The 23111-nt window shown below is 68.6% G+C and carries 20 protein-coding genes; 2 read left to right on the forward strand and 18 right to left on the reverse strand.

Annotated features, from left to right (window positions below; translation table 11 throughout):
* Positions 1–59: 59 nt before the first annotated feature.
* The 12 genes from AAFF32_RS19315 to AAFF32_RS19370 all read right to left on the reverse strand — a co-directional run bounded on the left by AAFF32_RS19315 (position 60) and on the right by AAFF32_RS19370 (position 14068).
* Positions 60–1382 (reverse strand): dicarboxylate/amino acid:cation symporter, encoded by a 1323-nt coding sequence (locus AAFF32_RS19315; RefSeq protein WP_216964052.1) that lies wholly within the window; start codon positions 1380–1382, stop codon positions 60–62.
* 86 nt (positions 1383–1468) lie between these two features.
* Positions 1469–3187, reverse strand: a complete 1719-nt coding sequence (locus AAFF32_RS19320) for a BatD family protein (protein ID WP_216964054.1) — start codon at positions 3185–3187, stop codon at positions 1469–1471.
* Positions 3184–4914, reverse strand: coding sequence for a VWA domain-containing protein (locus AAFF32_RS19325; protein WP_342316055.1), 1731 nt, complete (start codon positions 4912–4914; stop codon positions 3184–3186). The genes AAFF32_RS19320 and AAFF32_RS19325 overlap by 4 nt, the downstream gene beginning before the upstream one ends.
* Complete coding sequence (locus AAFF32_RS19330) at positions 4911–5930, reverse strand: VWA domain-containing protein (RefSeq protein WP_342316056.1); 1020 nt, start codon at positions 5928–5930, stop codon at positions 4911–4913. Before AAFF32_RS19330 ends, AAFF32_RS19325 begins: the two co-directional genes overlap by 4 nt.
* A complete protein-coding gene (locus AAFF32_RS19335) occupies positions 5930–6406 on the reverse strand; it encodes a DUF4381 domain-containing protein (RefSeq protein WP_342317316.1) in 477 nt (158 codons plus the stop codon). Before AAFF32_RS19335 ends, AAFF32_RS19330 begins: the two co-directional genes overlap by 1 nt.
* Positions 6406–7335: a DUF58 domain-containing protein gene (locus AAFF32_RS19340; RefSeq protein ID WP_342316057.1), complete on the reverse strand. Its 930-nt coding sequence runs from the start codon at positions 7333–7335 to the stop codon at positions 6406–6408. Before AAFF32_RS19340 ends, AAFF32_RS19335 begins: the two co-directional genes overlap by 1 nt.
* Positions 7336–7503: 168 nt before the next feature.
* Positions 7504–8496: a MoxR family ATPase gene (locus tag AAFF32_RS19345; protein WP_216964062.1), complete on the reverse strand. Its 993-nt coding sequence runs from the start codon at positions 8494–8496 to the stop codon at positions 7504–7506.
* A 544-nt stretch (positions 8497–9040) separates the two neighbouring features.
* On the reverse strand, positions 9041–10975 hold the full coding sequence (locus AAFF32_RS19350; RefSeq protein ID WP_216964064.1) for a type IV pilus secretin PilQ family protein: 1935 nt from the start codon (positions 10973–10975) through the stop codon (positions 9041–9043).
* Positions 10976–10994: 19 nt separating this feature from the next.
* Positions 10995–11549, reverse strand: a complete 555-nt coding sequence (locus AAFF32_RS19355; RefSeq protein WP_216964066.1) for a pilus assembly protein PilP — start codon at positions 11547–11549, stop codon at positions 10995–10997.
* A 1-nt stretch (position 11550) separates the two neighbouring features.
* Positions 11551–12225 (reverse strand): type 4a pilus biogenesis protein PilO, encoded by a 675-nt coding sequence (pilO, locus tag AAFF32_RS19360; protein WP_342316058.1) that lies wholly within the window; start codon positions 12223–12225, stop codon positions 11551–11553.
* Positions 12222–13010: a PilN domain-containing protein gene (locus AAFF32_RS19365; protein WP_342316059.1), complete on the reverse strand. Its 789-nt coding sequence runs from the start codon at positions 13008–13010 to the stop codon at positions 12222–12224. Before AAFF32_RS19365 ends, pilO begins: the two co-directional genes overlap by 4 nt.
* Complete coding sequence (locus AAFF32_RS19370) at positions 13010–14068, reverse strand: pilus assembly protein PilM (RefSeq protein ID WP_216964071.1); 1059 nt, start codon at positions 14066–14068, stop codon at positions 13010–13012. Before AAFF32_RS19370 ends, AAFF32_RS19365 begins: the two co-directional genes overlap by 1 nt.
* Before the next feature lie 246 nt (positions 14069–14314).
* Between AAFF32_RS19370 and AAFF32_RS19375 the strand changes: the two genes are divergently transcribed.
* Together AAFF32_RS19375 and AAFF32_RS19380 are read left to right on the forward strand one after the other, a co-directional pair.
* Positions 14315–16807 carry a penicillin-binding protein 1A gene (locus AAFF32_RS19375; protein WP_216964072.1) on the forward strand — a complete coding sequence of 831 codons (2493 nt, stop codon included), beginning with the start codon at positions 14315–14317 and terminating at the stop codon, positions 16805–16807.
* Between the two features lie 222 nt (positions 16808–17029).
* On the forward strand, positions 17030–17698 hold the full coding sequence (locus AAFF32_RS19380; RefSeq protein ID WP_216964074.1) for a hypothetical protein: 669 nt from the start codon (positions 17030–17032) through the stop codon (positions 17696–17698).
* Positions 17699–17701: 3 nt separating this feature from the next.
* Here the strand turns inward: AAFF32_RS19380 and AAFF32_RS19385 are convergent, their stop codons facing one another.
* The 6 genes from AAFF32_RS19385 to AAFF32_RS19410 all read right to left on the reverse strand — a co-directional run bounded on the left by AAFF32_RS19385 (position 17702) and on the right by AAFF32_RS19410 (position 23097).
* A complete protein-coding gene (locus tag AAFF32_RS19385; protein ID WP_342316060.1) occupies positions 17702–18313 on the reverse strand; it encodes a hypothetical protein in 612 nt (203 codons plus the stop codon).
* A 9-nt stretch (positions 18314–18322) separates the two neighbouring features.
* A complete protein-coding gene (locus AAFF32_RS19390; RefSeq protein ID WP_216964084.1) occupies positions 18323–19627 on the reverse strand; it encodes a citrate synthase in 1305 nt (434 codons plus the stop codon).
* Positions 19628–20078: 451 nt separating this feature from the next.
* On the reverse strand, positions 20079–20324 hold the full coding sequence (locus AAFF32_RS19395; protein ID WP_216964337.1) for a type B 50S ribosomal protein L31: 246 nt from the start codon (positions 20322–20324) through the stop codon (positions 20079–20081).
* A gap of 71 nt (positions 20325–20395) precedes the next feature.
* Positions 20396–21328, reverse strand: coding sequence for a nucleoside hydrolase (locus tag AAFF32_RS19400; RefSeq protein ID WP_342316061.1), 933 nt, complete (start codon positions 21326–21328; stop codon positions 20396–20398).
* A gap of 36 nt (positions 21329–21364) precedes the next feature.
* The gene (locus tag AAFF32_RS19405) at positions 21365–22096 is read right to left on the reverse strand and encodes a copper homeostasis protein CutC (RefSeq protein WP_342316062.1); all 732 of its coding nucleotides are present in this window, start codon (positions 22094–22096) and stop codon (positions 21365–21367) included.
* Entirely contained in the window at positions 22093–23097 is a 1005-nt protein-coding gene (locus AAFF32_RS19410) for a N(4)-(beta-N-acetylglucosaminyl)-L-asparaginase (protein ID WP_342316063.1), read from the reverse strand. Before AAFF32_RS19410 ends, AAFF32_RS19405 begins: the two co-directional genes overlap by 4 nt.
* Positions 23098–23111: the final 14 nt, after the last annotated feature.

The following is a 23111-nucleotide window of genomic DNA, read 5'->3' on the forward strand; positions in this document are numbered from 1 at the left end:
TCCCACCCCTCAGCCTGGATGTCGCCCCGTGGCTGCGCCGGACAAGCCGGAGGCGGCGATCAGGCCTCGGTGGCGGGCGGCAACTCGGACGGTGCGTCGGCTTCGCCCTTCGACACGACGGTCGCCAGCATCAGGTCGCCGGTCACGTTGAGCGTGGTGCGGCACATGTCGAGGAAGCGGTCCACGCCCAGGATCAGGCCGATGCCCTCCGGCGGAACGCCCACCATGCCGCAGATCAGCGCGACCACCGGCAGCGAGCCCGCCGGCACGCCGGCCGTGCCGATGCCGCCGAGGATGCACACGAACATCACCGTGAACTGCTGCGCCAGGGTCAGTTCCACGCCGAAGAACTGCGCCAGGAACAGCACCGTCACGCCTTCGAACAGCGCCGTGCCGTTCTGGTTCGCGGTGGCGCCCACCGTCAGCACGAAGCGCGAGACGCGGTTGGGCAGGTGCAGCTTCTCGTCGGCCACGCGCAGCGACGTCGGCAGCGTCGCGTTCGACGATGCCGTGGAGAACGCCATCACCATCGCTTCCTGGATGCCCTTGAAGAAGGCAATGGGCGAGTAGCCGCCGGCGAACTTCAGCACCAGCGAATAGACCACGAACTGGTGCAGCGCCAGCGCCAGCACGACCACGCCGACGTACGCGCCCAGGCTGCGCAGCAGCTCCCAGCCGAACAGCGCCGCCAGGTTGAACATGAAGCAGAACACCGCATACGGCGCGAGGCGGATCACCAGGCCGATCAGCGTCATCGACACCTGGAAGAGCCCTTCGATGCCGCGCTGCAGGGTTTCGGTCGCCTTGGTGCGCGTGAGCACCAGGCCGATGCCGAGCATCAGCGCGAAGAACATCACCGCCAGGATGGTGTTGTCGGCGGCGGCCTTCACCACATTGTCGGGGACGATCGAGATCAGCATGTCCAGCCCCTTGGGCTGGTTGCCGGCACTGCCGACGATGGCGCTGGCGCGTTCGGCACCTTCGTTGAGCAACAGCTGCGCGCGCGCCGGGTCGATGCCCGCGCCCGGCTGCAGCCAGTTCACCAGCAGCAGCCCGAGCAGGACCGCGATGCCCGACACGACGATCGTATAGGCCAGCGTCCGCCAGCCGATGCGTCCGAGCGAACGCACATCGCCCATCTCCGCCACGCCCATGACGAGCGCCGAGAACAGCAGCGGGATGACGAGCATGAAGATCAGACGCAGGAACAGCGTGCCGGCCGGCTGCGTGACGTAGGTCGTGAGCCACTCCACCCAGCCGGCGTGGGCGCCGGAGGTGTAATGCGCGACGAGGCCCAGCACCAGGCCCGTGGCGAAGCCGATCGCCATCTTCCAGTGCAGCGGCATCTTGGACTTGCCGGCGCCGGTCTTCGTATCGGTCATTCGCGGGTTCCCCAGGGCGTGATGCGGAAAAACCCGGCGAGCTTAGCAAAAAGCCCTTTCCGGGCCGTGTGCCGTGGACGGCCGGATCAGCCTCGCCCGCGTTCAGGCGGATACAACGGCGCCAGCGGGGAGGGCTCGGTCGCGGCCTGCGCATGCCACTTCGGCCCCTGCGCGAACGCTTGGCGCAGATGTTCGCGCGCGGTCACCGCGCTGCCGCCGCCCCAGCGCGCGTGCTGCAGGACATCGAGGGCTTCGCGCTGGCGCGGATCGGCCAGGCGTGCGCGCACGGTGTCGAGGTCGCGCGCCGGTGGGCGCGCGAGCGCGCACAACGCGTCGGCCACGTCGCCCAGGTCGCCGCGGTCGATCAGGCGCTTGAGGTCGATGTGCTGGCCCGGCGACGGAGGTTCGTCGGCACGCGGCACCGCCGCGACCTTCGCCGCATCGCTGCGATGCAGGCCCCACACCAGCGTGAACAGCCACAACGCCGCGAACAGCAGTGCGGCGAGCACCCAGATGCGATTGGCGCCGCCCAGGTCCGCGAACGACGACACCGGCGCGCGAGCGGCGATGTCGACGCCGGACGACGGTGCGGCGTTCGGCGCGGGCGTGCCGTTCGTCGATGCCGTCGACGTACCGGGCAACACGGTCCATGACAGCGGCGGCAGCGCCGTGGTCTGCGCGCTGCCGTCGCGCACGTTCCACCAGCGCATCTGCATGCCGGCCAGTTGCACGTTGCCTTCGCGGGCGGGCACGAGCGAGAAACGGCGCGTGAGCTTCACGCGCGGACGTCCATCGACGAAACGCTCGTCGGCCTGCACGGGCTCGGCGAACACCTGCACGCCGTCGATCGGCGGCAGCTGGAGTTCGGGCATCTGCGCCGCCATCGCGCCATCGGCGAGCGCTTCGACGGTGACCGTGGCCGCGCTGCCCACGCGCAGTTCCTGCGGATTGGACTGGTAACGCAGCGTGAGGTTCTGCAACGGCAGCCACGGCTGCGGTGCGTTGGCCGGCGCCGCTTGCACGTCGAGCTTGCGCGGCGTGCCCTGCGCTTCCAGTGCGCCGCCACGGCCGCCGAGCAGATCGTCGAAGAAGCCGCCCGCGCCGCGTCCTTCGAAACGCGCGGGCGGAATCGTCAGCACGCCGCTGCGCTCGGGCACCAGCAGGAAGCGGCGTTCGACGATGTGGTAACGGCGCCCGCCGATGTCGCGCTGGTACTGCGCATCGTCGCCGACGCGCTGCAGCGAGGCGCCTTCCGGCGCGTCCTGATCGAGCTGCCCGGAGATCAGCGGCGTCGCCGAATACAGCCGCACCACCCAGCCCACCGATTGCTGCACGTAGGGATCGGGATCGTCCGCTTCGCTTTCGATGAACACGTCCTCCGTGCGCGTGGCCGACGGTGCGGCGGCAGGCGCGACGGTGATCGGGATCGGCTGCGTGCGCAGGCTGCCGACGTTGAGCGCGGGGATCGTGATCACGCCATCGCGGCGCGGACGCAGCGCTACCGCGTACAGCGTGCGGATCGTGCTGCGGCCGTTGTTCATCAGGAATTCGCGACGGCTCGTGCGACCGCTGACGAAGAAATCGGTGAGCAGCGGCGCGTAGTCGGGTTCACTTGCGGTGGTCGCCGCGGTGCTCTCGATGTTGAGCGTGACCGTTTCGCCCATCGCGATGCGATCGCGGTCCAGCCACGCGCGCACCTGCGCGGAGGCGTCCAGACTGATCATCGCCAGCAATATCAGCAGTGCGACGCGTGGGAGCAGACGTGCAATGGCGCGGCGCGCGGTGTCGGGAATCGCGGTGTTCATTCGTTGCCCTCGCCCGTGGAACGGCGACGTTCGTGCTCGATGCGGAACTTCTCGCGCAGCAGGCCGCCCGGGTCGTCCGGCACGCGGCGCAGCCAGGCTTCGTTCGCCAGGCGCTGCTCGCGTTGCTGCGGTGTCTCGTTGCGTACTTCGCCGGGCTCGCGCGGTTGGCCGGTGGCGCCGCGCTGCTGCTCCAGTGCACGCTGCATGCGTTCGCGCTGGGCGGCGTCGGCCTGGCGTTGTGCGTCGGCGTCGGCCGGCGCGCCTTCGGGATTCGGCTCGGGCGGTTGCTGGCCGCTCTGCGGATTGGGCTGTTGCGCCTGTTTCTGCTGCGGCTCTTGCGGCTGCTGTTGCTGGTCGGACGGGCTCTGTCCGGACTTGGGCTGATTGTCCTTGGACTGCGAAGATTTATCGCCCGCGCCGCCGGACGGTGGCTTCTTCTTCATCGCCGCTTGCACCGCGCGCTTGTTGGCGAGTGCATCGGGCATGCCCGGCTGGCGCTTGAGCGCTTCATCGTAGGCCGCGATCGCCTGCGGAAGCTGGCCCGACTTCGCCAGCGCGTTGCCGCGGTTGTAGTGCGCGTCGGCGCTGTCGGCGCGCTGGTATTCCTGTGCCGCCGTCGCAAAGTCGCCGCGACGGTAGGCGGCATTGCCTTCGTCGACGCGTGCGTGTTCCACCTGGTCGGCACGCCACCACCAGTCGGCGGCCTTTGCCGGCGTCCACAAAACGCACATCGCGATGACGGCCAGAGCAGCACGACGTCGGAATGCGAGCAGCGCCAGCAGCATCAACGGCGGCAGCAGCCAATAGCCTTCGTCCCGCCATGCGTTGCCACGCGCGCCGTCAACGCGGGTCGCGTCGTCGACGGTGCCGGGATCGAGCACGCCCAGCGCGCGCAGGTCGCCATCGTCCGCGGCGATGTCCGCGTAGCGCCCCCCGCCGGCGGAGGCAAGCCCGCGCAGCGAGCCGCCATCGAGGCGCGCCGTCGCAAACGTGCCGTCGCCGCGACGGAACGGCGCACCCGCCTGGCTGCCAAGACCGAGCACGTCCACGCGATACCCCTGTCGTGCCGCGCTCGCGGCCGCGTTGTCTGCGGCATCGTCGGCGTGGTCGCTCATCACCAGGATGCGGCCGCGATCGAAACCTGACTGCTTCAGCAACTGCGCCGACCACGCGATCGCCCGATCCACGCGCTGGCCGTCGACGGGCATCACTTCCGGCGACAGCGCGTCGAGGAACAAGGCGACGTTGGCCGCGTCTTCCGTGAGAGGCGCGACGGTGAAGGCGTCGTCGGCGAATGCGACCAGCGCGACCTGCCCACCCTCGCGTTCGCGCAGCAGCGTGGAGAGCTTGGCGCGCGCCTGCGCGAGGCGTGACGGCGGCAGGTCGGCCGCAAGCGCGGCGCTGGAGAGATCGACCGCGACCACCAACGGCGTGCGGCTTTGCCAGAGCGGCTGCGGGGTCTGGCGCCAGCTCGGCCCCGCAAGCGCCAGCACCGCCAGCACGTACGCAACCATCGCAATCGACACGCCCCAGCGCACACGCGCATTGCCGCGCTCGACCAGCAGGTGCGGCAGCAGGTGCGCATCGACGTTCTCGCGCCACACGCTGCTGCGACGACGACGCACCCGCCACAACCCGACCAGCACCGGCAGCGCAAGCAATGCCCACAGCCACTGCGGGCGAAGCAGGTGCAGTGACGCGAGCGAGAAGTCGGCCAGCGCGTTCATGCCTTCCTCCGCGACGGCCAGGCGAACGCCAGCAACGCGAAGGCGAATGCGGCGCCGAGCGGCCACGGATAGCGCTCGATGCGCGGACGCACCGCCTGCCCCGGGCGCTCGATCGGTTCGAGCCGGTCGATTTCCGCGTAAATACCGGCCAGTTGCGAGGTGTCGCGGGCGCGGAAGAAGTGGCCGCCGGTGCTGCGCGCGATCTCGCGCAGCGTGGCTTCGTCGATCTCGTCGCCGCCGCCCGGCATCGGCACGGGCAGGCCGAACAGCGACATCGTGCCTTCGCCGCCGAAGGCGATGGTGTGGATGCGCACGCCCTCGGCCTTCGCGATCTCGGCCGCCTTCTTCGGTTCGAGCAGGCCCGCGGTGTTGACGCCGTCGGTGAGCAGCACCAGCACGCGCTGCTCCGCCGGCTGCCCGCGCAGGCGCTTGACCGCCAGCGCGATGGTGTCGCCGATGGCGGTCTCCTGCCCGGCCAGGCCGATCACGCTGTCTTCCAGCTGCTGGCGCACCGAGGCCAGGTCGAGCGTGAGCGGCGTGAGCGCGTACGCGCGGCGCCCGAATACGATCAATCCGACGCGATCGCCGCGTCGGCGATCGAGGAAATCCGCGAGCACCGCCTTCGCGGCGGTGAGGCGATCGACGGTGCGTCCGCCCAGTTCCATGTCGGGTTCGCGCATGCTGCCGGACAGGTCGAGCGCGAGCATCAGGTCGCGGCCCACTTGCGGCGGCTGCACCGCGTCCCCCAGTTGCTGCGGTCTTGCGGCGGCGATGCAGAGCAGTATCCAGCCCAACCAGACGAGCCAACCCGCGCGCGAACCGAACGCGGTGCGACCGCCTGCATGCGCGACGCGATCGAGGCGATCGCCGAACGGCACGCGCAGCGCGGCCGATGACGGCTGCTTCGCCGCAGGCAGCAGCCAGCGCGCGAACAACGGCAGCGGCAGCGCCAGCAGCATCCACGGCCACGCGAAGGCGTCGTGCAACTCGAGGAACGGAGCCAGGAACGCGTCCATCAGGTCGCGTCCATCCATTGAAGGAAGCGCTCGCGCGCCAGCGCACGCAGTGCGTCGACCTCGGCAGGGTCGACATCGCGCCGGAAGCCGCCATCGAGCAGCAGCCGTCCCGGCCCCTGCGAGAAATCCGTGCGCATCGGCGCCTTGCGCGGGCGCTTCGTGGCGGCGTCCAGATGCAGCAGCCAGGCCTCGCCCTGCAAGGTGTCCGCCGCTGCGTCGCGACGACGTGCTGCGCGGCGCAGCAGCTCGGAGATGGCCGCGACCTGCTGCGGCGGTGTCGGCGCCGCTTCGACCTGGTGGTCGAACAAGCGCACGATCGCCACGCGCCGTCGGCGAGCGCGTGCGCGCCACCACGCAAGCAACACGATGGCCGCGATCGCCACGCCCGCCAGCACCCACCACCCCGGTGCCGGCGGCCACCACGACGGCGTCGCGGTGGCATGGATGTCGCGCAGCACGAGTCCGCCGGCCGCCATCACGCCACCAACGGCGGGTTGCGGCCGAGCAGCGGCAGCCACGCCCCGCTTTCGGCTTCGGTGGACAAGGCCTGCACGCGCACGCCGCGCGCAGGCAGTTGCGCGAGCGCGGCGTCGAGCGGCCGCACGAATTCGTTGCGCCAGGCTTGGCGTTGTGCGGCGACGGACAAGTCGACGTCGACGCGGTGCGATTCGTCCTCGAACGGCAGCGATGCCTTCGGCGGTGCGGTTTCCAGCGGATCGGTGAGCAGCAGCACGATCACCTCGTGGTGATGCGCCAGCGCCGGCCAACGTTGTGCGGGCAGTGCCGCCACGCTCTGCGGATCGGCCAGCACGACCAGGCGCGAACCGGGTCGCAGCAGGCGCTGTGCATGATCGAGCGCGACGCCGAGCCCGGCATCATCGTCCGGCGCATGCGCGTACCAGCGCGTCAGCGCATCGAGCACGCGCAATGCACCGCGCGGTCCGGCGGCCGGTGCGATCGGCGCTTCGCGGCGGCTGCCGCGCAATGCGGCGATGCGATCGCCATCGCGCACCGCCGCCCACGCGGCCACCGCGCCCGCGCGCGCCGCCTGCACCGACTTGAAGCGCACGCGAGTGCCGAAGTACAGCGTCGGCGCGGTGTCGGCGACGATCAGGCTCAGGCGTTCGCGTTCGGCCTGGAACAGCTTGGTGTGCGCGCGACCGGTGCGTGCAGTGAGGCGCCAGTCGATGTGGCGTGCGTCGTCGCCGGCGACGTACTCGCGCGATTCGGCGTACTCCATGCCGCGCCCGCGCAGCGGCGAGAGCGCGTGCCCGCTGACGCCGAAGCGGCCGCGCATGGCGGGACGACGTCCCGCGACAGCCTGCCGCAAGGCGACCAGCTCCGGCAGCGTCGGCACGACGCCGTTGCCGGGTCCTTCGTCGCGAGGATGCGTTTCGTCAGCCATGGATCGAAAGAGAAAGCGTGCAGGTGGATGCGGTATCGCGGGCCGGAAATGGAATGCGAACGGATGCACGCATCGCGGTGTGTCGCCGATCGAAGTGCGTCGCGCTGTTCGTGTTCATCCGCGTGCCGTTCCCGCTGCTGGTTCTGTTGACCCGTCCGGTCGCGCCGCTTACGGCAGCGGCACGCGCTGCAGCAACTCGGCCACCAGGCGTTCGCCGTCCCAGCCTTCGGCGGTGGCTTCGTAGCTGGGCAGGATGCGATGGCGCAGCACGTCCGGCGCGACGGCGCGCACGTCGTCCGGCGTGACGAAATCGCGCCCGGCCAGCCACGCATGCGCACGCGCGCAACGCTCCAGCGCGATCGAACCGCGCGGGCTTGCGCCCCACGCGATGCGACGTGCCAGCGCTTCGTCGTAGCGCGCGGCATCGCGCGAGGCCAGGACGAGTTCGACCAGATAGCGCTCCACGACCGGCGCCAGGTGCAGGTCGAGCACGGCATTGCGCGCGGCGAATACGTTCTCCATCGACATGCGTTCGATGGCGGGCGCGACGTGCTGCGTCGCCTGGCGCGCGCGGTCGCGGGCGAGGCGGAGGATTTCGGTCTCGGCCGCCGCCTGCGGGTAGCCGATGCGCACGTACATCAGGAAGCGGTCGAGCTGCGCCTCCGGCAGCGGGAACGTGCCTTCCTGCTCGATCGGGTTCTGCGTGGCCATGACCAGGAACAGCGGCGGCAGCGCGTAGGTCGCGCGGCCGACGGTGACCTGCCGCTCGCCCATCGCTTCCAGCAGCGCGGACTGGACCTTGGCGGGCGCGCGGTTGATCTCGTCGGCCAGGAGGATGGGGTGGAAGATCGGGCCGGCCTGAAACTCGAAGCGGCCTTCCTGCGGGCGCCACACTTCGGTGCCGGTGAGGTCGGCGGGCAGCAGGTCGGGGGTGAACTGGACGCGAGCGAAGTCGGCCTCCAGGCGCGCGGCCAGGGCGCGGATCGCGCTGGTCTTGGCCAGGCCCGGGGCGCCTTCCACCAGCAGGTGGCCGTCGGCCAGCAGGGCGATGAGCAACCGGTTGATGAGGGCCGCCTGGCCGACGATCTCGGCCGATAGCGCCTCGCGCAGGGCGCGGAAGGCGTCGTGCAGGCGGGGCAGATCGTCGCTACGGCGGTCCATGGCGGTCTCGGTGGGGGATCGGGGCCAGTTTGACCGAAGTCGGCGGTGGAGGTTCACGGCCCGGGCAGTCCATTCAGCCACGAAAAGCGAAAGGGCCCCGGAGGGGCCCTTGGGGTACTGCTTGCGCCCGTGTCATGGGGCAGGTCGCGCCAGTGTCGTTGTCGGTGCCGGTACCGCGCGGCACCGGCTTCGACAACCTCGTGGCTGCCATCCATGGCGAAGCGTTACGGGCTTCGGATCGCCCGGCCCGACCCTCCGTGGTCGGTCGTTCGGCAGGCCACGCGGCAGTGCCGCGTTAGCACCGGCTTCGACAACCTCGTGGCTGCCATCCATGGCGAAGCGTTGCGGGCTTCGGATCGCCCGGCCCGACCCTCCGTGGTCGGTCGTTCGGCAGGCCACGCGGCAGTGCCGCGTTAGCACCGGCTTCGACAACCTCGTGGCTGCCATCCATGGCGAAGCGTTGCGGGCTTCGGATCGCCCCGCCCGACCCTCCGTGGTCGGTCGTTCGGCAGGCCACGCGGCAGTGCCGCGTTAGCGGCCTGCCTCACCCCCGCTGTTCGACCTTCATCACCTTCGGGGTGACCATGATCAGCAGTTCAGCCTTGTCCTTGCTGCGACCCTTCTTCTTGAACAAAGTGCCCAGGAAGGGGATGTCGCCCAGGAACGGCACCTTCGAGATGTCGCTGCGATCACGGAACTCGTACACGCCGCCGATGACCACGGTCTGCCCGTCCTCGACCAGCACGGCGGTGTTGACCTCGCGCTTGGCGATGGTCGGCACCTGGCCGATGGAGGTGTCGACGAACCCTTCGACCTCGTCCTTCTTGACGTTCATGTTCAGGAACACGCGGCCGTCGTGGGTGATGGTCGGGGTGACCTTCAGCTCCAGCAGCACGTCCTTGAACTGCACGTTCGGGATCGGAATCGTGGTGCTGCCCTGCGACGGCGAGATCGTCACGTAGCCCACTTCCTGGCCCTGGCGGATCACAGCCTCGCGCTGGTTGCTGGTGACGATGCGCGGGTTGGAGATCACTTCGCCGCGGCCTTCTTCCTGCATCGCCGACAGCTCGACGTCCAGCGCGTAGCCGGCGTTGAGGATCTGCAGCGCCACCGAACCGGCCGGGTTCAGCACGCCCAGGTTGCTCATCGGCCCCTTGAACAGCGTCGGGATGTCACCCGATTGGCTGGCCTCGGCGAGCGAGCCACGCGTGGCGTCGTTGTTCTCGATGGTGTCGTTGAAGAAGTACTTGCCGTCCTTCGTGCCGGCGATGCCGAAGCGCGCACCGAGCTCGCGGGCGAAGGTGTCCTGCGCGATGACGACGCGGCCTTCGATCAGCACCTGGTCGACCGGGCGGTCGATCACGTGGATCAGCTGCTTCATCTCCGCGACCTTCTTCGGGATGTCGCTGATCATCAGCGTGTTGGTGCGTTCGTCGGCGACCAGGCGACCACGCGGCGAGAGGAAGCCGCTGTCGGTGCTGCTCGAACCGCTGTTCTGGCCGCCGCCGGTGTTGCCGCCGATGCCCTTGGCCTCGGTCAGCGCCTTATAGATCTGCGCGGCGTTGTGGTAGTTGATCTGGATGTACTCGGTGGACAGGTCGACGCGGTTGTCCAGCGCGATGCGCGCGTCTTCCTTGTCCTGCTCGTACTTGGCAATCTCGGCCTGCGGGGCGACCCACACGACGTTGCCGCTGCGGCGCTTGTCCAGGCCCTTGGCCTGCAGGACGATGTCCAGCGCCTGGTCCCACGGCACATTGGTCAGGCGCAGCGTGACGTTGCCGCTGACGGTGTCGGCGGCGACCACGTTCAGGCCCGATTCCTCGGCGATCAGCTGCAGGACGGTGCGCACCGGCACGTCCTGGAAGTTGAACGTCACCGGGCGGCCGGCGTAGTTGCGCACGCCGCCTGCGGCGGCGGTCGTCTTGCCGGTGGTCGACTGGCCGACGGCGCGGCCGTTGGCGGCGCCGGTGCGCGGCACGATCTCGACGATGTATTCGCGACCGGTCTGGTACGCCATCGACTCGAAGTTGCCGCTCATGTCGAGCACGAGCTGCGTCCCCGCGCCGGAGTTGCGCGCGTCGATGCGCTGCACCGGCGTGGCAAAGTCGACCACGTTGAGCGGCTTGCGCAGCGAGTCGGGCAACTTGGCGTTGCCGACGTTGACGACGACGCTCTGGCCCTGATTGCGCAGGTCCGGAGAGGCGCCGTCGCCGCTGAACTTCACGACCAGGCGGCCGGAGCCGTCACTGCCGCGCTTGAAGTCGATGTTGGACACCTCGACGGTGCCCGGCAGCTGCTTGGCCGGGTCCAGGCTTGCCGGCGGCGCGACGACCGCCGGAGCGGCGGCCGGTGCGGGCGTGGCGGCGTGGACGGCGCTGACGGCGGCGATGGCGCCGATCAGCAGGCCGATCGACCCACTGCGCAGCAGGGGGCGACGGTCAGCGCGTGCGCTTAGGCTACCCGGTTCAAAAACGGTCATCGTGCATTCCCCCAGAATCTTATTGATCTTCCAACGCGACCGTGGCCGGACGCTCCAACCATCCACCCGCGCCATCCGGTACCAGTTCCACCAGCTCGATGCGGTCTTCGAACACGCCGGTCACGCGACCGTCGCTTTGCCCCAGATAATTCCCCGCGGTCACGCGGTAGGTCACCTTGTCCGGTGCCATCACCAGCGCGATCACGCCATTCCCCTTGCCCAGCGTGCCGACCATGTCGAGGCTGTCGAGCGGAAACTGCTCCAGCGTCTGCTTGCGGCGACCGGCGTCCGGACGCGGACCGTTGCCGCCGCCGTCGTCGGTGAAGGCCGTGCTGAACGGATCACGCAGCGCGTAGGCGTTGTATTCGAACGTCTCGAACTGCTGCATTACCGGCAGCGGATCCAGCGGCGGCGCAGGACGCGCCTTGACCTCGGCGATCCACTTTTCCAGGTTGGGCGCCTCGCCCGGCGTGCTGGTGATGCCGCGCGAGCACGCGGCCAGACCGAGCGCCAGCGCGATCGCCGTCATGGCGCGCACAGGCGATGCGCCTTCACGGTTAAGGATTGCGCGCATCTCAGGCCCCTCCCTTCTTGCCGTCCGAGGCAGCCGCGGCCTCTTCCTGCTTCTGGACTTCTTCCTCGTCGAGGTAGCGGTAGGTCTTCACCGTGCCGGCCAGCTCGAGCGGGCTGTTGGGCGTGATCGCCTCGCCTTCCTTGCCGCGCGGCTTCAGCGAGATGTCGTGCATGGTCATGATGACCACGCGCGGCAGCGATGCTACGCCGCTGACGAAACCGCCGAACTGGTGGTAGCTGCCGATCATGCGCAGCGCGATCGGCTTCTCGGCGTAGAACTCCTTGGGTTCTTCGGCGCCGGGCTGGAACAGTTCGTTGGTGATGCCGGTGGCCAGCGCCGTCTGCGAGATGTCGACGATCAGGTCGGGCATTTCGGTCTTGCTGGGCAGCTGGCGCAGCATCTGCTGGAGCTGCTGTTCCATCTGGGCCAGCTGCTGGCGCAGCGGTTCCAGGTTGGCGGCCTTGCCCTGTTCCTTCTCGTACTCGGCGCGCAGCGTGGTTTCCTGCGCTTCGAGCCCTTCCAGTTCGCTGCGCTTGTCGCTGACGAACAGGTACCAGGCCAGGCCCACGATCACCACGACGATCACCGCGCACAGGCCGATCTTGGCCTGCTGCGGCCAGCCGCCGATGTTGTTGAAGTCCAGCTCGTTGAGCTTGATCGATTTCTTCTTGCTCATGACGCCGCTCCCTTGGCCGGCGTGGCATTCGGCGCCGGAGGCGCAGTGGCGGGCGTTGCGGCCGGGGTCGCGGCCGGCGCCGGCGCCGGCGCGGCAGCGCCGGACGGCGTGACGGGCGTGGTCACCGGCGTGCCGGCAGCCGGTGCGGCACTTGCGGTGGCGGCTTCGCCCGACTGGGCGATCTGCGCTGCCGGTGCGGCCGGCGCGTCAGGCACGCCGTCGCCGTCCTCGTCCTTCGGTGCGTTCGGATTGGCCAGCTTGACCTGCAACTTGAACTGGTACGGCAGGCCCTTGTCGCCCCCCTTGGCTTCGATGATCGACAGGTCCGGATTGGTCATCCAGCCCGAGCCTTCGAGGTTGCGCATGTAGGTACTGACGCGGGCGTTGGACTGCGCGCGGCCTTCCAGCGTGAGCGTCTCGTTGTCCTGCTTGATCGAGGTCAGCACCGCGCCGTCGGGGATCGTGCGCACCAGCGAATCGAACAGGTGCACCATCTGCGAGCGGTTCGCCTGCAGCTTCTCGATCACTTCCTTGCGCGCCAGCAGCTTGGCCTTCTTCTCTTCGAGCTGCTTGATCTCCTCGTTCTTCTTCTTGACCTCGGCGATCTGGTCCTGGAGGAACGTGTTGCGCTCGTTCTGGCCGTCGATCTGGCCGTTGTAGTAGCTGACGATGATGAACGACAGCAGGAGCGCGCCGATGGCCGCCGCGCCGAGCATCAGCCCGGTTTCCTTCTGCCGCTGCTTGCGGCGCTCTTCGCGCCACGGGAGGAGGTTGATGCGTGCCATCAGTCGAAGCTCCTCAGGGCGAGACCGCAGGCGATCATCAGCGCCGGTGCGTCCTGGGCCAAAGCATGTGCCTGCACGCGCGGCCCGAGGGTCATGTGGGCGAGCGGGTTGGCGATGGTGGTCGGCACGCCGAGCTGCTCCTCGACCATCTCGGCGATGCCGGCGATGGAGGCGCAACCGCCGGCCAGCACGATCTGGTCGACGCGGTTGAACTCGCTGCCGGCGTAGAAGAACTGCAGCAGGCGGCTGATCTGCTGGACCATCGCCTCCTTGAAGGGCTCCAGGACTTCGGCTTCGTAGCTCTCCGGCAGTCCGCCCTGACGCTTGGCCAGACCGGCTTCCTCGTAGCTCAGGCCGTAGCGGCGCATGACTTCGTCGGTGAGCTGCTTGCCACCGAACACCTGCTCGCGGGCGTACAGGCTGCGGCCGTTGCGAAGCACGTTGAGCGTGGTCATCGTCGCGCCGGAATCGACCAGGGCGACCAGGCCATCGCGCGGACCGCCGAGCTGGTCGGCGACCAGCGCGAAGGCGTTCTCCAGCGCGAAGGCTTCAACGTCCATCACCTTCGGGGTGAGGCCGCCGATCTCCAGCGCCGAGGCGCGCACTTCCACGTTCTCCGAACGTGAGGCGGCGAGCAGGACCTGCAGCATGTCCGGGCTGCCGGGCATCGGGCCCAGCACCTCGAAATCGTGATTGACTTCCTCGATGGGGTACGGGACGTAGTTCACCGCCTCCAGCTCGACCTGCGACTCCAGGTCGTCGTCATCCAGGTCGCCCGGCATCGGGATGACCTTGGTGATGACCGACGAGCCGGCCACGGCGGCGGCGGCGTGCTTGGCCCGCGTGCCCGACCGCGCAACGGCGCGCCGGATCGCCTCGCCCACGGCCTCGACCTCGACGATGCTCTTCTCGACGACGGCGTTCGGCGGCAGCGGTTCGACCGCGTAATGCTCGACGCGGTAGCGGTTGCCGGCCCGGGAGAGCTGCAACAGCTTTACGGCAGTCGAACTGATGTCCACGCCGACGACTGCCGGCTGGCTTTTTGTGACGATCCCCACGATATTCTCCCCTTGTCACAGGCGCTTACATGCGCTTCGTGTGACCCCGCTTTAAATAACCAAGTTTGCACAGGCTGGCAACCTTTTCATTCGGAATTGCCTTACTGCGTCACTTTCCAACCTGCCGCGGCGCCCCTCGGGTGGGTCGATCCGTCCCCCGGATCCCCGGTGTGCCACCGCTAAAATTCCCTATCCCCGGCTCCTCTATACTCCACGCCCACTACACCCGCAATCGGAATCTGCTTGATGCCCCGTTTACGCCGCCTGCTGCGCTGGGCGCTGTTCGCGCTGGCCGGCCTGGCCCTGCTTGGCGCCATTGCGCTGGGCACTTTGTACTACCTGGTCGCCCCCAAGCTGCCTGACGTGGAGACCCTTCGCGCGGTCGAAATGCAGGAGCCGATGTACGTCTACGCCAAGGACGGTCGCCTGATGGCGCTGTTCGGCGAGACCCGCCGCTACCCCGTTTCCATCCAGGACGTCCCCGAGCGCCTGAAGCAGGCTTTCCTCGCCATCGAGGACGCGCGCTTCTACAAGCACCACGGCGTGGACTTCAAGGGCGTGGCGCGTGCGGTGTGGCTGATCGCCACCACCGATGCCAAGCGGGTGCCGGGCGGCTCGACGATCACCCAGCAGGTCGCGCGCCAGTTCTTCCTCAGCAACGAATACAGCTACACGCGCAAGCTGGCCGAGATGCTCACGGCGATGCGCATGGAGCGTGAGCTGAGCAAGGACGAGATCTTCGAGCTGTACTTGAACAAGAGCTTCTTCGGCAACCGCGCCTACGGCGTCGGCGCGGCGGCGGAGTTCTATTACGGCAAGAAGCTGGGCGAGCTTTCGCTGGACGAAATGGCCTCGCTTGCCGGCATTCCTAAGTTCCCGTCCAGCGGCAATCCGCTGAGCAATCCCGAACGCGCGAAAGTGCGTCGCGACTACATCCTCGATCGCATGGTGGAGCTGAAGTACATCAGCCCCGACGAAGCGGCGCAGGCCAAGGCCGTGCCGATGCACGCCACGCCGCACGAGCGGCCGGTTGAGGTCTACGCGCCGTACGTGGCGGAGATGGTGCGCCAGGAGATGGTCGCCCGCTTCGGCAACGAAGCGCTGACCAAGGGCTACCACGTCACCACCACCATCGATCCGGTGCTGCAGACCGCGGCCGACAAGGCGGTGCGCGACGGCCTGGCGGTGTACGACCGTCGCCACGGCTGGCACGGCGTCGAACAGCATTTCGACCTCGCCCCGAACGAGGACGCTGCCACCGTGCGCGCGCGCCTGCGCAACGTTCCGGCGCAGGCCGCCCTGCAGCCGGCGATCGTGCTGGGCGTGAGCGGCAGCCAGGTGCAGTTGGTGCTGGCCGACGGCACGCCGGTCGAACTGGGCGGCGATCAGGGTTGGGGCGGCCGCGCGCCGGCCAGCCTGGTCAAGCGCGGCGATCTGGTGCGGGTGAGCCGCATCGAACCGGCCAATCCGCCCAAGCCGGGCGAGGTTCCGCCACCGGCGCGCTACCGCCTGGACCAGGTGCCGCAGGCACAGGCCGCGCTGGTTTCGCTGGAACCGTCCAACGGTGCGCTGCGCGCCCTGTCCGGCGGTTACAGCTACGCCGGCGCCAAGTTCAACCGCGCCACGCAGGCACGCCGCCAGCCGGGCTCGAGCTTCAAGCCGTTCGTCTACGCGGCCTCGTTCGAACGCGGCTTCAACCCGGCTTCGGTGGTGCTGGATGCGCCGGTAGTGTTCAAGGACCGTCGCGGCCACATCTGGCGCCCGCAGAACGACACCGGCAACTTCGCCGGCCCCATGCGCCTGCGCGAGGCGATGGTGCAGTCGCGCAACCTGGTCTCGGTGCGCCTGCTCGACGCCATCGGCGTGGACTACGCGCGCAAGTACATCAGCCACTTCGGTTTCGACGAAGCCGAGCTGCCGCCGAACCTGTCGATGTCGCTGGGCACCGCCTCGCTCACGCCGCTGTCGGTGGCGCGCGGTTTCGCCGCGTTCGCCAATGGCGGCTTCCGCATCACGCCGTGGTTCATCGACGAAGTGAAGGACCGCGAGGGCGCGGTGGTGTTCAAGGAAAAGCCGGCCGTGGCCTGCCCGGAATGCGGCACAGCCGGCGGCGTCAGCCGCGCGGTGCAGAACACCGCCGTGGTCGACGGCTTCAACCTTGGCCCGACCGCATCGGGCACGCCGGAACAGAAGCCGGAAGCACCGAAGGACGAGCCGAAGAAGCCGGCCATCGACACCAGCAACATGGTGCTCGCGCCGCGCGCGATCGACGGCCGCATCGCCTACCAGATCGTCTCGATGCTGCGCGACGTGGTGAAGCGCGGTACGGGCACGCCGGCGAAGGTGCTCGAACGCGACGACATCGGCGGCAAGACCGGTTCGACCAACGACCACCGCGACGCGTGGTTTTCCGGTGTGGGCGGCCCGTACGTCACCACGGTCTGGGTGGGCCGCGACAACTACAAGTCGCTGGGCTACCGCGAATACGGCGGCAAGGCCGCGCTGCCGATCTGGATCGACTACATGCGGGTGGCACTGAAGGACCAGCCGCTGGCGGCGAACGATCCGCCGGAGGGCATGATCAAGGTCTCGGTGTCGGGCAACGGTGCGCTGATCCCGGGGGGCGAAGGTGGCATCGTCGAGTGGGTCAAGGCCGAGGACCTGGACCGCATGCAGACCTATGTCGACTACGGCCCGCAGGAAGCCGCGCCCGCCGAAGAAGCCTTCGACATCTTCTGACGCTTTCGCGCCATCCGCGACACACGAAAACGCCGGGCCCTGCCCGGCGTTTTTCGTATGCCGGGGGCCGGATGGCCGGCGTTCATGCAGCAGGCGCCGCATCCACGTTTCCGACACGCCACGCGGCGTAACGTCCGGGCCCGAAGAAACATGCTAGTTTCGCCGTGCCGGTGATACCGGCCGCGGCGAAATCCCGCCGTCGTGCCAGCCGCGGAGGTTCTCATGCCCCACGACCGACAGCACGCTCATCAGCATGCACTCACGCGTACCCGCGAACGCCGACACCGTCTCGCCAACGAAGCCGCCCGCCTGATGGCCGAAGGTGGCATTCGCGATTACCACCAGGCCAAGCTCAAGGCCGCCGAGCGACTGGGCATCTTCGACGACGCATCGCTGCCGCGTAACCGCGAGATCGAAGACGCGTTGCGCGAGTACCAGCGCCTGTTCCAGCGCGAGAATGTGCCCGCGCTGCGCCACCGGCGCGAGGCCGCGCTGCGCGCGATGGAGTTCTTCCGGCAGTTCCAGCCGCGCCTGGTCGGCACAGTGCTCGATGGCACCGCCGACACGCGAAGCCCGGTCGCGTTGCACCTTTTCAGCGACGACCCGGATGCGGCGCCACGCTATCTCGAACAGCACGGCATTCCGGCCGAGGCGCGCAGCCGCCGCCTGCGGCTGGATCGGGAGCGCGTGGCCGAAGTGCCGGTCTGGGTATTCACCGCCGAGGATCTGGCCTTCGACCTCACCATCCTGCCGCTGGATGGCCTGCGCCAGGCACCGCTGTCGAACACCGACGAGAAGCCGATGAAGCGCGCCAGCGCTGCGCAACTGCGGGAGCTGCTCGCGCAGGAAGAAATCCTGGGCTACGAGGCCGGAAACGACGCGTCGCGCTGAAGGTCAGCGCGACGGTTCGATCGCGCGGGCCCGTCGCGCACGTCGGTCCGTATCGGCGCCGAAGACGTTGAGCTCGATCACCACGAAGGCAACCAGCCACAGCAACGCATCCCAGGTATCGAGCCACGCGGCACGCGGGTCGTCATCGCCGAAGCCCATCACGGCCCAGGTCAGCAGGAATCCGACCAGCGCCAGGTACAGCGCCGCGGCGGCCATGCGGCGCAGCCGGTGCAGGCGCGCGGCGTTGGGCGGCAGGCGGACTTCCAGCTCCAGCAGCGCGACCACGCCGAGCCAGGTCATTTCATTGAAGAAGTCCAGCCACACGCGCTCCAGCGCGTAGCCGGCCACGGCGACGACGACCGCCGCGCTCGCCAGCAGGCGGACGCCGTGCAGCGCCGGCACCCAGCGCGCGGGGAGCCGCCAGCCGCCGGTTTCCCATTCGAACAAGAGCAGCAGGACCAGCCACGCGGCGGTGTCGATCAGCTCGGTGAGGCGGCCGTAGCGTGCGTACAGCGCGACGTCGAGCGCCAGCAGCGCGTAGATCGTCCATTTGAATACGACGAAGCCGCGGCGGGGCCGCGGCTTCGAAGGTGTGTCGGCGCGGACGCCGGCCACGCGTAGACCTCAGCGCTTGCCGAAATCGACGTAGTCGCGCTGCGCCGAACCGGTGTAGATCTGGCGCGGGCGACCGATGCGGTTTTCCGGATCGTTCTGCTGTTCCAGCCAGTGCGAGACCCAGCCGGCGGTGCGGGCGATGGCGAACATCACGGTGAACATCTCCACCGGAATGCCCAGCGCCTTGTAGATGATGCCGGAGTAGAAGTCGACGTTCGGGTAGAGCTTGCGCTGCACGAAGTACTCGTCCTTCAGCGCGGCCTCTTCCAGCTTCATCGCCACTTCGAGCAGCGGGTCGTTGATGCCCAGCTCGCCCAGCACCTTGTGGGTCATCTCGCGGATGATCTTGGCGCGCGGGTCGAAGTTCTTGTAGACGCGGTGGCCGAAGCCCATCAGGCGGAAGCCCGATTCCTTGTCCTTCGCCTTGGCGATGGCGGAATTGACGTTCTCCGGACGGCCGATCTCTTCCAGCATCTTCAGCACGGCTTCGTTGGCACCGCCGTGCGCCGGGCCCCACAGCGCGGCGACGCCGGCGGCGACGCTCACGTACGGGTTGGCGCCGGTGGAACCGACCAGACGCACGGTCGAGGTCGAGGCGTTCTGCTCGTGATCGGCGTGCAGGATGAAGAGCAGGTCCATCGCCTTGGCGGCGACCGGGCTGAGCTCCAGCGGCTCGCTCGGCACTTCCTTCAGCATGTGCAGGAAGCGCGTGGTGTATTCGAGGTTGTTGCGCGGGTAGCGGATCGGCCAGCCGATGGAATAGCGGTAGCAGGCGGCGGCGATCGTCGGCACCTTGGCGATCAGGCGGATCGCGGCCAGACGGCGCTGTTCCGGATCCTCGAGGTCGAGATCGTTGTGGTAGAAGCTCGCCAGCGAACCGAGCATGCCGGTCAGCATCGCCATCGGGTGGGCGTCGTGGCGGAAGCCGTACAGGAAGGTGCGGAAGGCCTCGTGCATCATCGTGTGATGCGTGACCTCGTGCTCGAACGCGGAGAACTCGTCCTTGTTCGGCAGCTCACCGTTCATGAGCAGGTAGGCGACTTCGAGGAAGTTGGACTTCTCGGCCAACTGCTCGATCGGGTAGCCGCGGTACAGCAGCACGCCGGCGTCGCCGTCGATGTAGGTGATCGCCGACTTGCAGCTGGCGGTGGCACCGAAACCGGGGTCGTAGGTGAAGCAGCCGGTTTCCTTGGTCAGCTTGGCGATGTCGATGCACGGCGTGCCGAGCGTCGGATACTGGACCGGAAGGGTGGCGCTCTTGTCGCCGGCGGTCAGGGTGACCTGGTCGAAGCCAGGTTTGGTCGAATCGGACACGAAACACTCCTCATGTCAGCATGCCGGCGGAGCGGGCCGCGGCAGGAGGCGGGGACGGGGTTCGCGGGCAGGGCCGCGAACCGTGAATTATCGCACAACGTCCCCGAGCGCTGACTCGGACTTTGGTGGCAGGCGCCTCGGGCGGCGGGCCGGACCATTCCACGAATGGAACCGCCAGAAACCGAAAAATCTGACCAGGCCGAGCGGGTCCGCGCGAGGACGCCTGGATACGCCAACGGCTGCCTTTCGGCAGCCGTCAGGGACTCTTCCGGGCAGGTATTACTCCGCGTCGCCGACATGCGCCCAGGCATGCCAACTTTCGCGAAAACACCGGAAACGCCAACGGCCGCCTTTCGGCAGCCGTCGGGGATCGCTTAGCGGCGCGAATCGCGTGATGCGATTGCGACGCGGCAGAAATCGGGAAGGACCGCGCCTGAGCGCGGACCGAACCTTACTTCTGCGCGTAGCGCTTGCGGAACTTGTCGACGCGACCGCTGGTGTCGACGATCTTGTGCTTGCCCGTGTAGAACGGATGCGAAGCAGAGCTGATATCGACCTTGATCAGCGGGTACTCGTTACCGTCTTCCCACTTGATCGTCTCCTTGCTGCCAAGGGTCGAACGCGTCAGGAACTGGAAGTCGGTGGTGACGTCCTGGAAAATGACGTCGCGGTAGTCGGGATGGATGCCGGCCTTCATGGCACTCACCAAAGGATTCGGGGAAAGCGCGGAAGTATAGCGACGGTCCCCGCCTCGCGCAAGCTCTCCGCTCACCGAGCGGCCAATGCCGCGCGGATCAGTCCGTCCAGTCGGTCCTGGTCGTAGCGCATGAGGATCCTGAACCGGTCCGCCTGGCCGCTCTGCCGGTTCCAGTCGACCACGGTCATGCCACGCGCGTGGCCATGGCCGAGCTCCACGACCACCGGCCGATGCACGTCCTGCGTCACACCGTCGGGTTCCAGCGCGAAGGCCATCGCCAGTGCATCGGCGGAGTGCCAGTACTCGCCACGGCGATCGGCCGACCACTCGCGGGTCTTCTTCGAAATGCGTTCGTAGAAGCGCGCGCGCGGCGAATCCGCGGCCAGCCATTCCAGCACGCTGTCGTGCAGCAGGCCGTGCGCGATGGTGCCTTCCCAGTCGGCCAGATCGATCTGCGGGAACCCCTCGAACACGATGTGCGCCGCTTCCGGATCGAAGAACACGTTGAACTCCGCCGCCGGCGTGATGTTGCCGTGGCCCGTCACCGCACCGGCCATCACGACCAGCCGGGCGACACGCTCGGGCAACGTCGGATCCAGCTTCAGCGCGAGCGCGACGTTGGTCAGCGGCCCCAGTGCAACCAGCAGCAGCCTACCGGCGTGCTCGTGCGACAGGCGCAGGATCGCCTGCGCGGCGTGTTCGGCTTGCGCGGTGCGTTGCGCCGGCTCGTAACCGACATCGCCGAAACCGTCCTGCCCGTGCACGTAGCCGGCATCCGGCGCGGGGTGCAGCAGCGGGCCCGGGCAGCCGGCGAATACCGGCGCGTCCACGCCGGCCACTTCGCACAGCTTCAGTGCGTTGGCGACGGTGTGCCTGAGGCCGACGTTGCCGGCGGCGATGGTCAGTCCGACGACCTGATGGCGCGGATCGTTGAAGGCCATCAGCAGGGCCAGCGCGTCGTCCACGCCGGGGTCCGTGTCGATCAGCAGGGGAATCTTGTCCATCGACCGATTATCTCCATGAACGGTTGCGTTCGCTTTTCAGTTTCCCAGCGCTTCGCGCAGCGCGCGCACGACGGCGGCATCGCTGCGCCAGTGTTCCGGCGCCAGGCCAGGCAGTTCGCGGTGCAGGCGCATGTGCGATGGGCGCAGCGCCTTCGCCGAGGCGTGTACGTCCTGCACGCCGGTGCGTCGCACCAGTTCGCCGACGTTGGCCGAGGTCACCCCTGCCCCGGCCATGACGCCGATGCGGCCTGCAGCCCGCTGCACGAGGCCGGCGATGGTGTCGACGCCGTCGATCGCGCTGGCGCTCGCGCCTGATGTGAGCACGCGCTCGCAGCCCAGCGCGATGGCGCTTTCCAGGGCTTCGCACGGATCGCGCGCGACGTCGAGCGCACGGTGGAACGTGACGCCGAGCGTTCCGGCCGCGGCTATCAGTTCGCGGCACAGCGGGGCGTCGACCACACCGTCTGCATCCAGCGCACCGATGACGATGCCGTCGCAGCCCAGCCGCGCGCACATCTCGACGTCGCGCAGCATCGTGTCGCGTTCGAGCGTGTCGTAGAGGAAGTCGCCGGCGCGCGGCCGGATCAGCACGTACAGCGCAATGCGCAGGCGTTCGCGCGCCATCGCCAATGTGCCGTAAGACGGTGTGCAGCCGCCTTCGCCGAGGTTCTCGCACAGTTCGATGCGGTCCGCGCCGCCTTCCTGCGCGGCCAGCGCCGAGGCCAGCGAGTTGGCCGCGATCTCCAGCCGCACGCGCGCCTGGCTCACGTCTGTTCGGTCCGATACACCGAAGCCGCATCGTGCAGGCGATCGTGCGGGCCGGGCGTGCCGTCCTGCACCGCGTAGACGAAGCCGCGATGCAACGCGAACGCGCCGACTTCGCCGGCCTTGTTCATCGCGAGGAAGCACACCTGCAGACGCTTGCTCGCCTCCGGCCGCTTGCGCACCACGCGGTCGATCGCCTCGCGGCATGCATCCACCGGCGAACGCCCCTGACGCATCAGTTCCACGACCAGGAAGCTGGCGGCGTTGCGGATCATCTCCTCGCCCACGCCCGAGGCGGTGGCGGCGCCGACATCGTTGTCGACGTACAGCCCCGCGCCGACGATCGGGCTGTCGCCCACGCGGCCGTGCAGCTTCCACGCCATGCCGCTGGTCGTGCACGCGCCCGCAAGCCGACCCTGCGCGTCACGCGCGAGGATGCCCAGCGTGTCGTGGTTGCTCGAATCGCCCGGGCGCATGCGCCGTTCGGCGTTGATCTGCGGTTCGTACTTCGACGTCTTCAGCCATTCGCGCCAGGCAGCGCGGGCCTGCTCGGTGAGCAGCGGCGTCTTCTCGAAACCCTGCGCGATGGCGAACTGCTGCGCGCCCTCGCCCACCAGCATGACGTGCGGCGTCTTCTCCATCACCGCGCGCGCGACGGACACCGGATGCGCGATGTCCTGCAGCGCCGCGACCGCGCCGCAGCGGCCGTCGCCGTCCATGATGCTGGCGTCCAGCGTCAGCACGCCGTCGCGATCCGGATTGCCGCAACGGCCGACGGTGGGATTGCACAGGTCGGCTTCGGCCCAGCGCGCGCCGGCCTCCACCGCGTCCAGTGCGCTGCCGCCGCGTGCGAGCACAGGCCACGCCACGGCATTGGCGCCTACGCCGAAGTCCCAGGTCGACACGACACGCGCGCCGACGGCAGGAGCGCTTTCGACGCGGGGAAGCGCGGCCGCGCCGGCCGCAAGCAACGATGCCTGGAGGAACTGTCGGCGATTGCCCATCAATGATGTCCGCG

The sequence above is a fragment of the Lysobacter sp. FW306-1B-D06B genome, assembly GCF_038446665.1.
In the GTDB taxonomy this organism is placed as follows: Bacteria; Pseudomonadota; Gammaproteobacteria; order Xanthomonadales; family Xanthomonadaceae; genus Lysobacter_J.

Bases quoted from the DNA above. Each gene is read 5' to 3' on its own strand.
- AAFF32_RS19395 (WP_216964337.1), bottom strand. From the start codon at position 20,324: ATGAAGGCCGGCATCCATCCCGACTACCGCGACGTCATTTTCCAGGAC.
- AAFF32_RS19340 (WP_342316057.1), bottom strand. From the start codon at position 7,335: ATGGCTGACGAAACGCATCCTCGCGACGAAGGACCCGGCAACGGCGTC.
- AAFF32_RS19350 (WP_216964064.1), bottom strand. From the start codon at position 10,975: ATGACCGTTTTTGAACCGGGTAGCCTAAGCGCACGCGCTGACCGTCGC.
- AAFF32_RS19355 (WP_216964066.1), bottom strand. From the start codon at position 11,549: ATGCGCGCAATCCTTAACCGTGAAGGCGCATCGCCTGTGCGCGCCATG.
- AAFF32_RS19315 (WP_216964052.1), bottom strand. From the start codon at position 1,382: ATGACCGATACGAAGACCGGCGCCGGCAAGTCCAAGATGCCGCTGCAC.
- AAFF32_RS19330 (WP_342316056.1), bottom strand. From the start codon at position 5,930: ATGGACGCGTTCCTGGCTCCGTTCCTCGAGTTGCACGACGCCTTCGCG.
- AAFF32_RS19320 (WP_216964054.1), bottom strand. From the start codon at position 3,187: ATGAACACCGCGATTCCCGACACCGCGCGCCGCGCCATTGCACGTCTG.
- AAFF32_RS19410 (WP_342316063.1), bottom strand. From the start codon at position 23,097: ATGGGCAATCGCCGACAGTTCCTCCAGGCATCGTTGCTTGCGGCCGGC.
- AAFF32_RS19375 (WP_216964072.1), top strand. From the start codon at position 14,315: ATGCCCCGTTTACGCCGCCTGCTGCGCTGGGCGCTGTTCGCGCTGGCC.
- pilO (WP_342316058.1), bottom strand. From the start codon at position 12,225: ATGAGCAAGAAGAAATCGATCAAGCTCAACGAGCTGGACTTCAACAAC.
- AAFF32_RS19400 (WP_342316061.1), bottom strand. From the start codon at position 21,328: ATGGACAAGATTCCCCTGCTGATCGACACGGACCCCGGCGTGGACGAC.
- AAFF32_RS19335 (WP_342317316.1), bottom strand. From the start codon at position 6,406: ATGGCGGCCGGCGGACTCGTGCTGCGCGACATCCATGCCACCGCGACG.
- AAFF32_RS19325 (WP_342316055.1), bottom strand. From the start codon at position 4,914: ATGAACGCGCTGGCCGACTTCTCGCTCGCGTCACTGCACCTGCTTCGC.
- AAFF32_RS19380 (WP_216964074.1), top strand. From the start codon at position 17,030: ATGCCCCACGACCGACAGCACGCTCATCAGCATGCACTCACGCGTACC.
- AAFF32_RS19365 (WP_342316059.1), bottom strand. From the start codon at position 13,010: ATGGCACGCATCAACCTCCTCCCGTGGCGCGAAGAGCGCCGCAAGCAG.
- AAFF32_RS19345 (WP_216964062.1), bottom strand. From the start codon at position 8,496: ATGGACCGCCGTAGCGACGATCTGCCCCGCCTGCACGACGCCTTCCGC.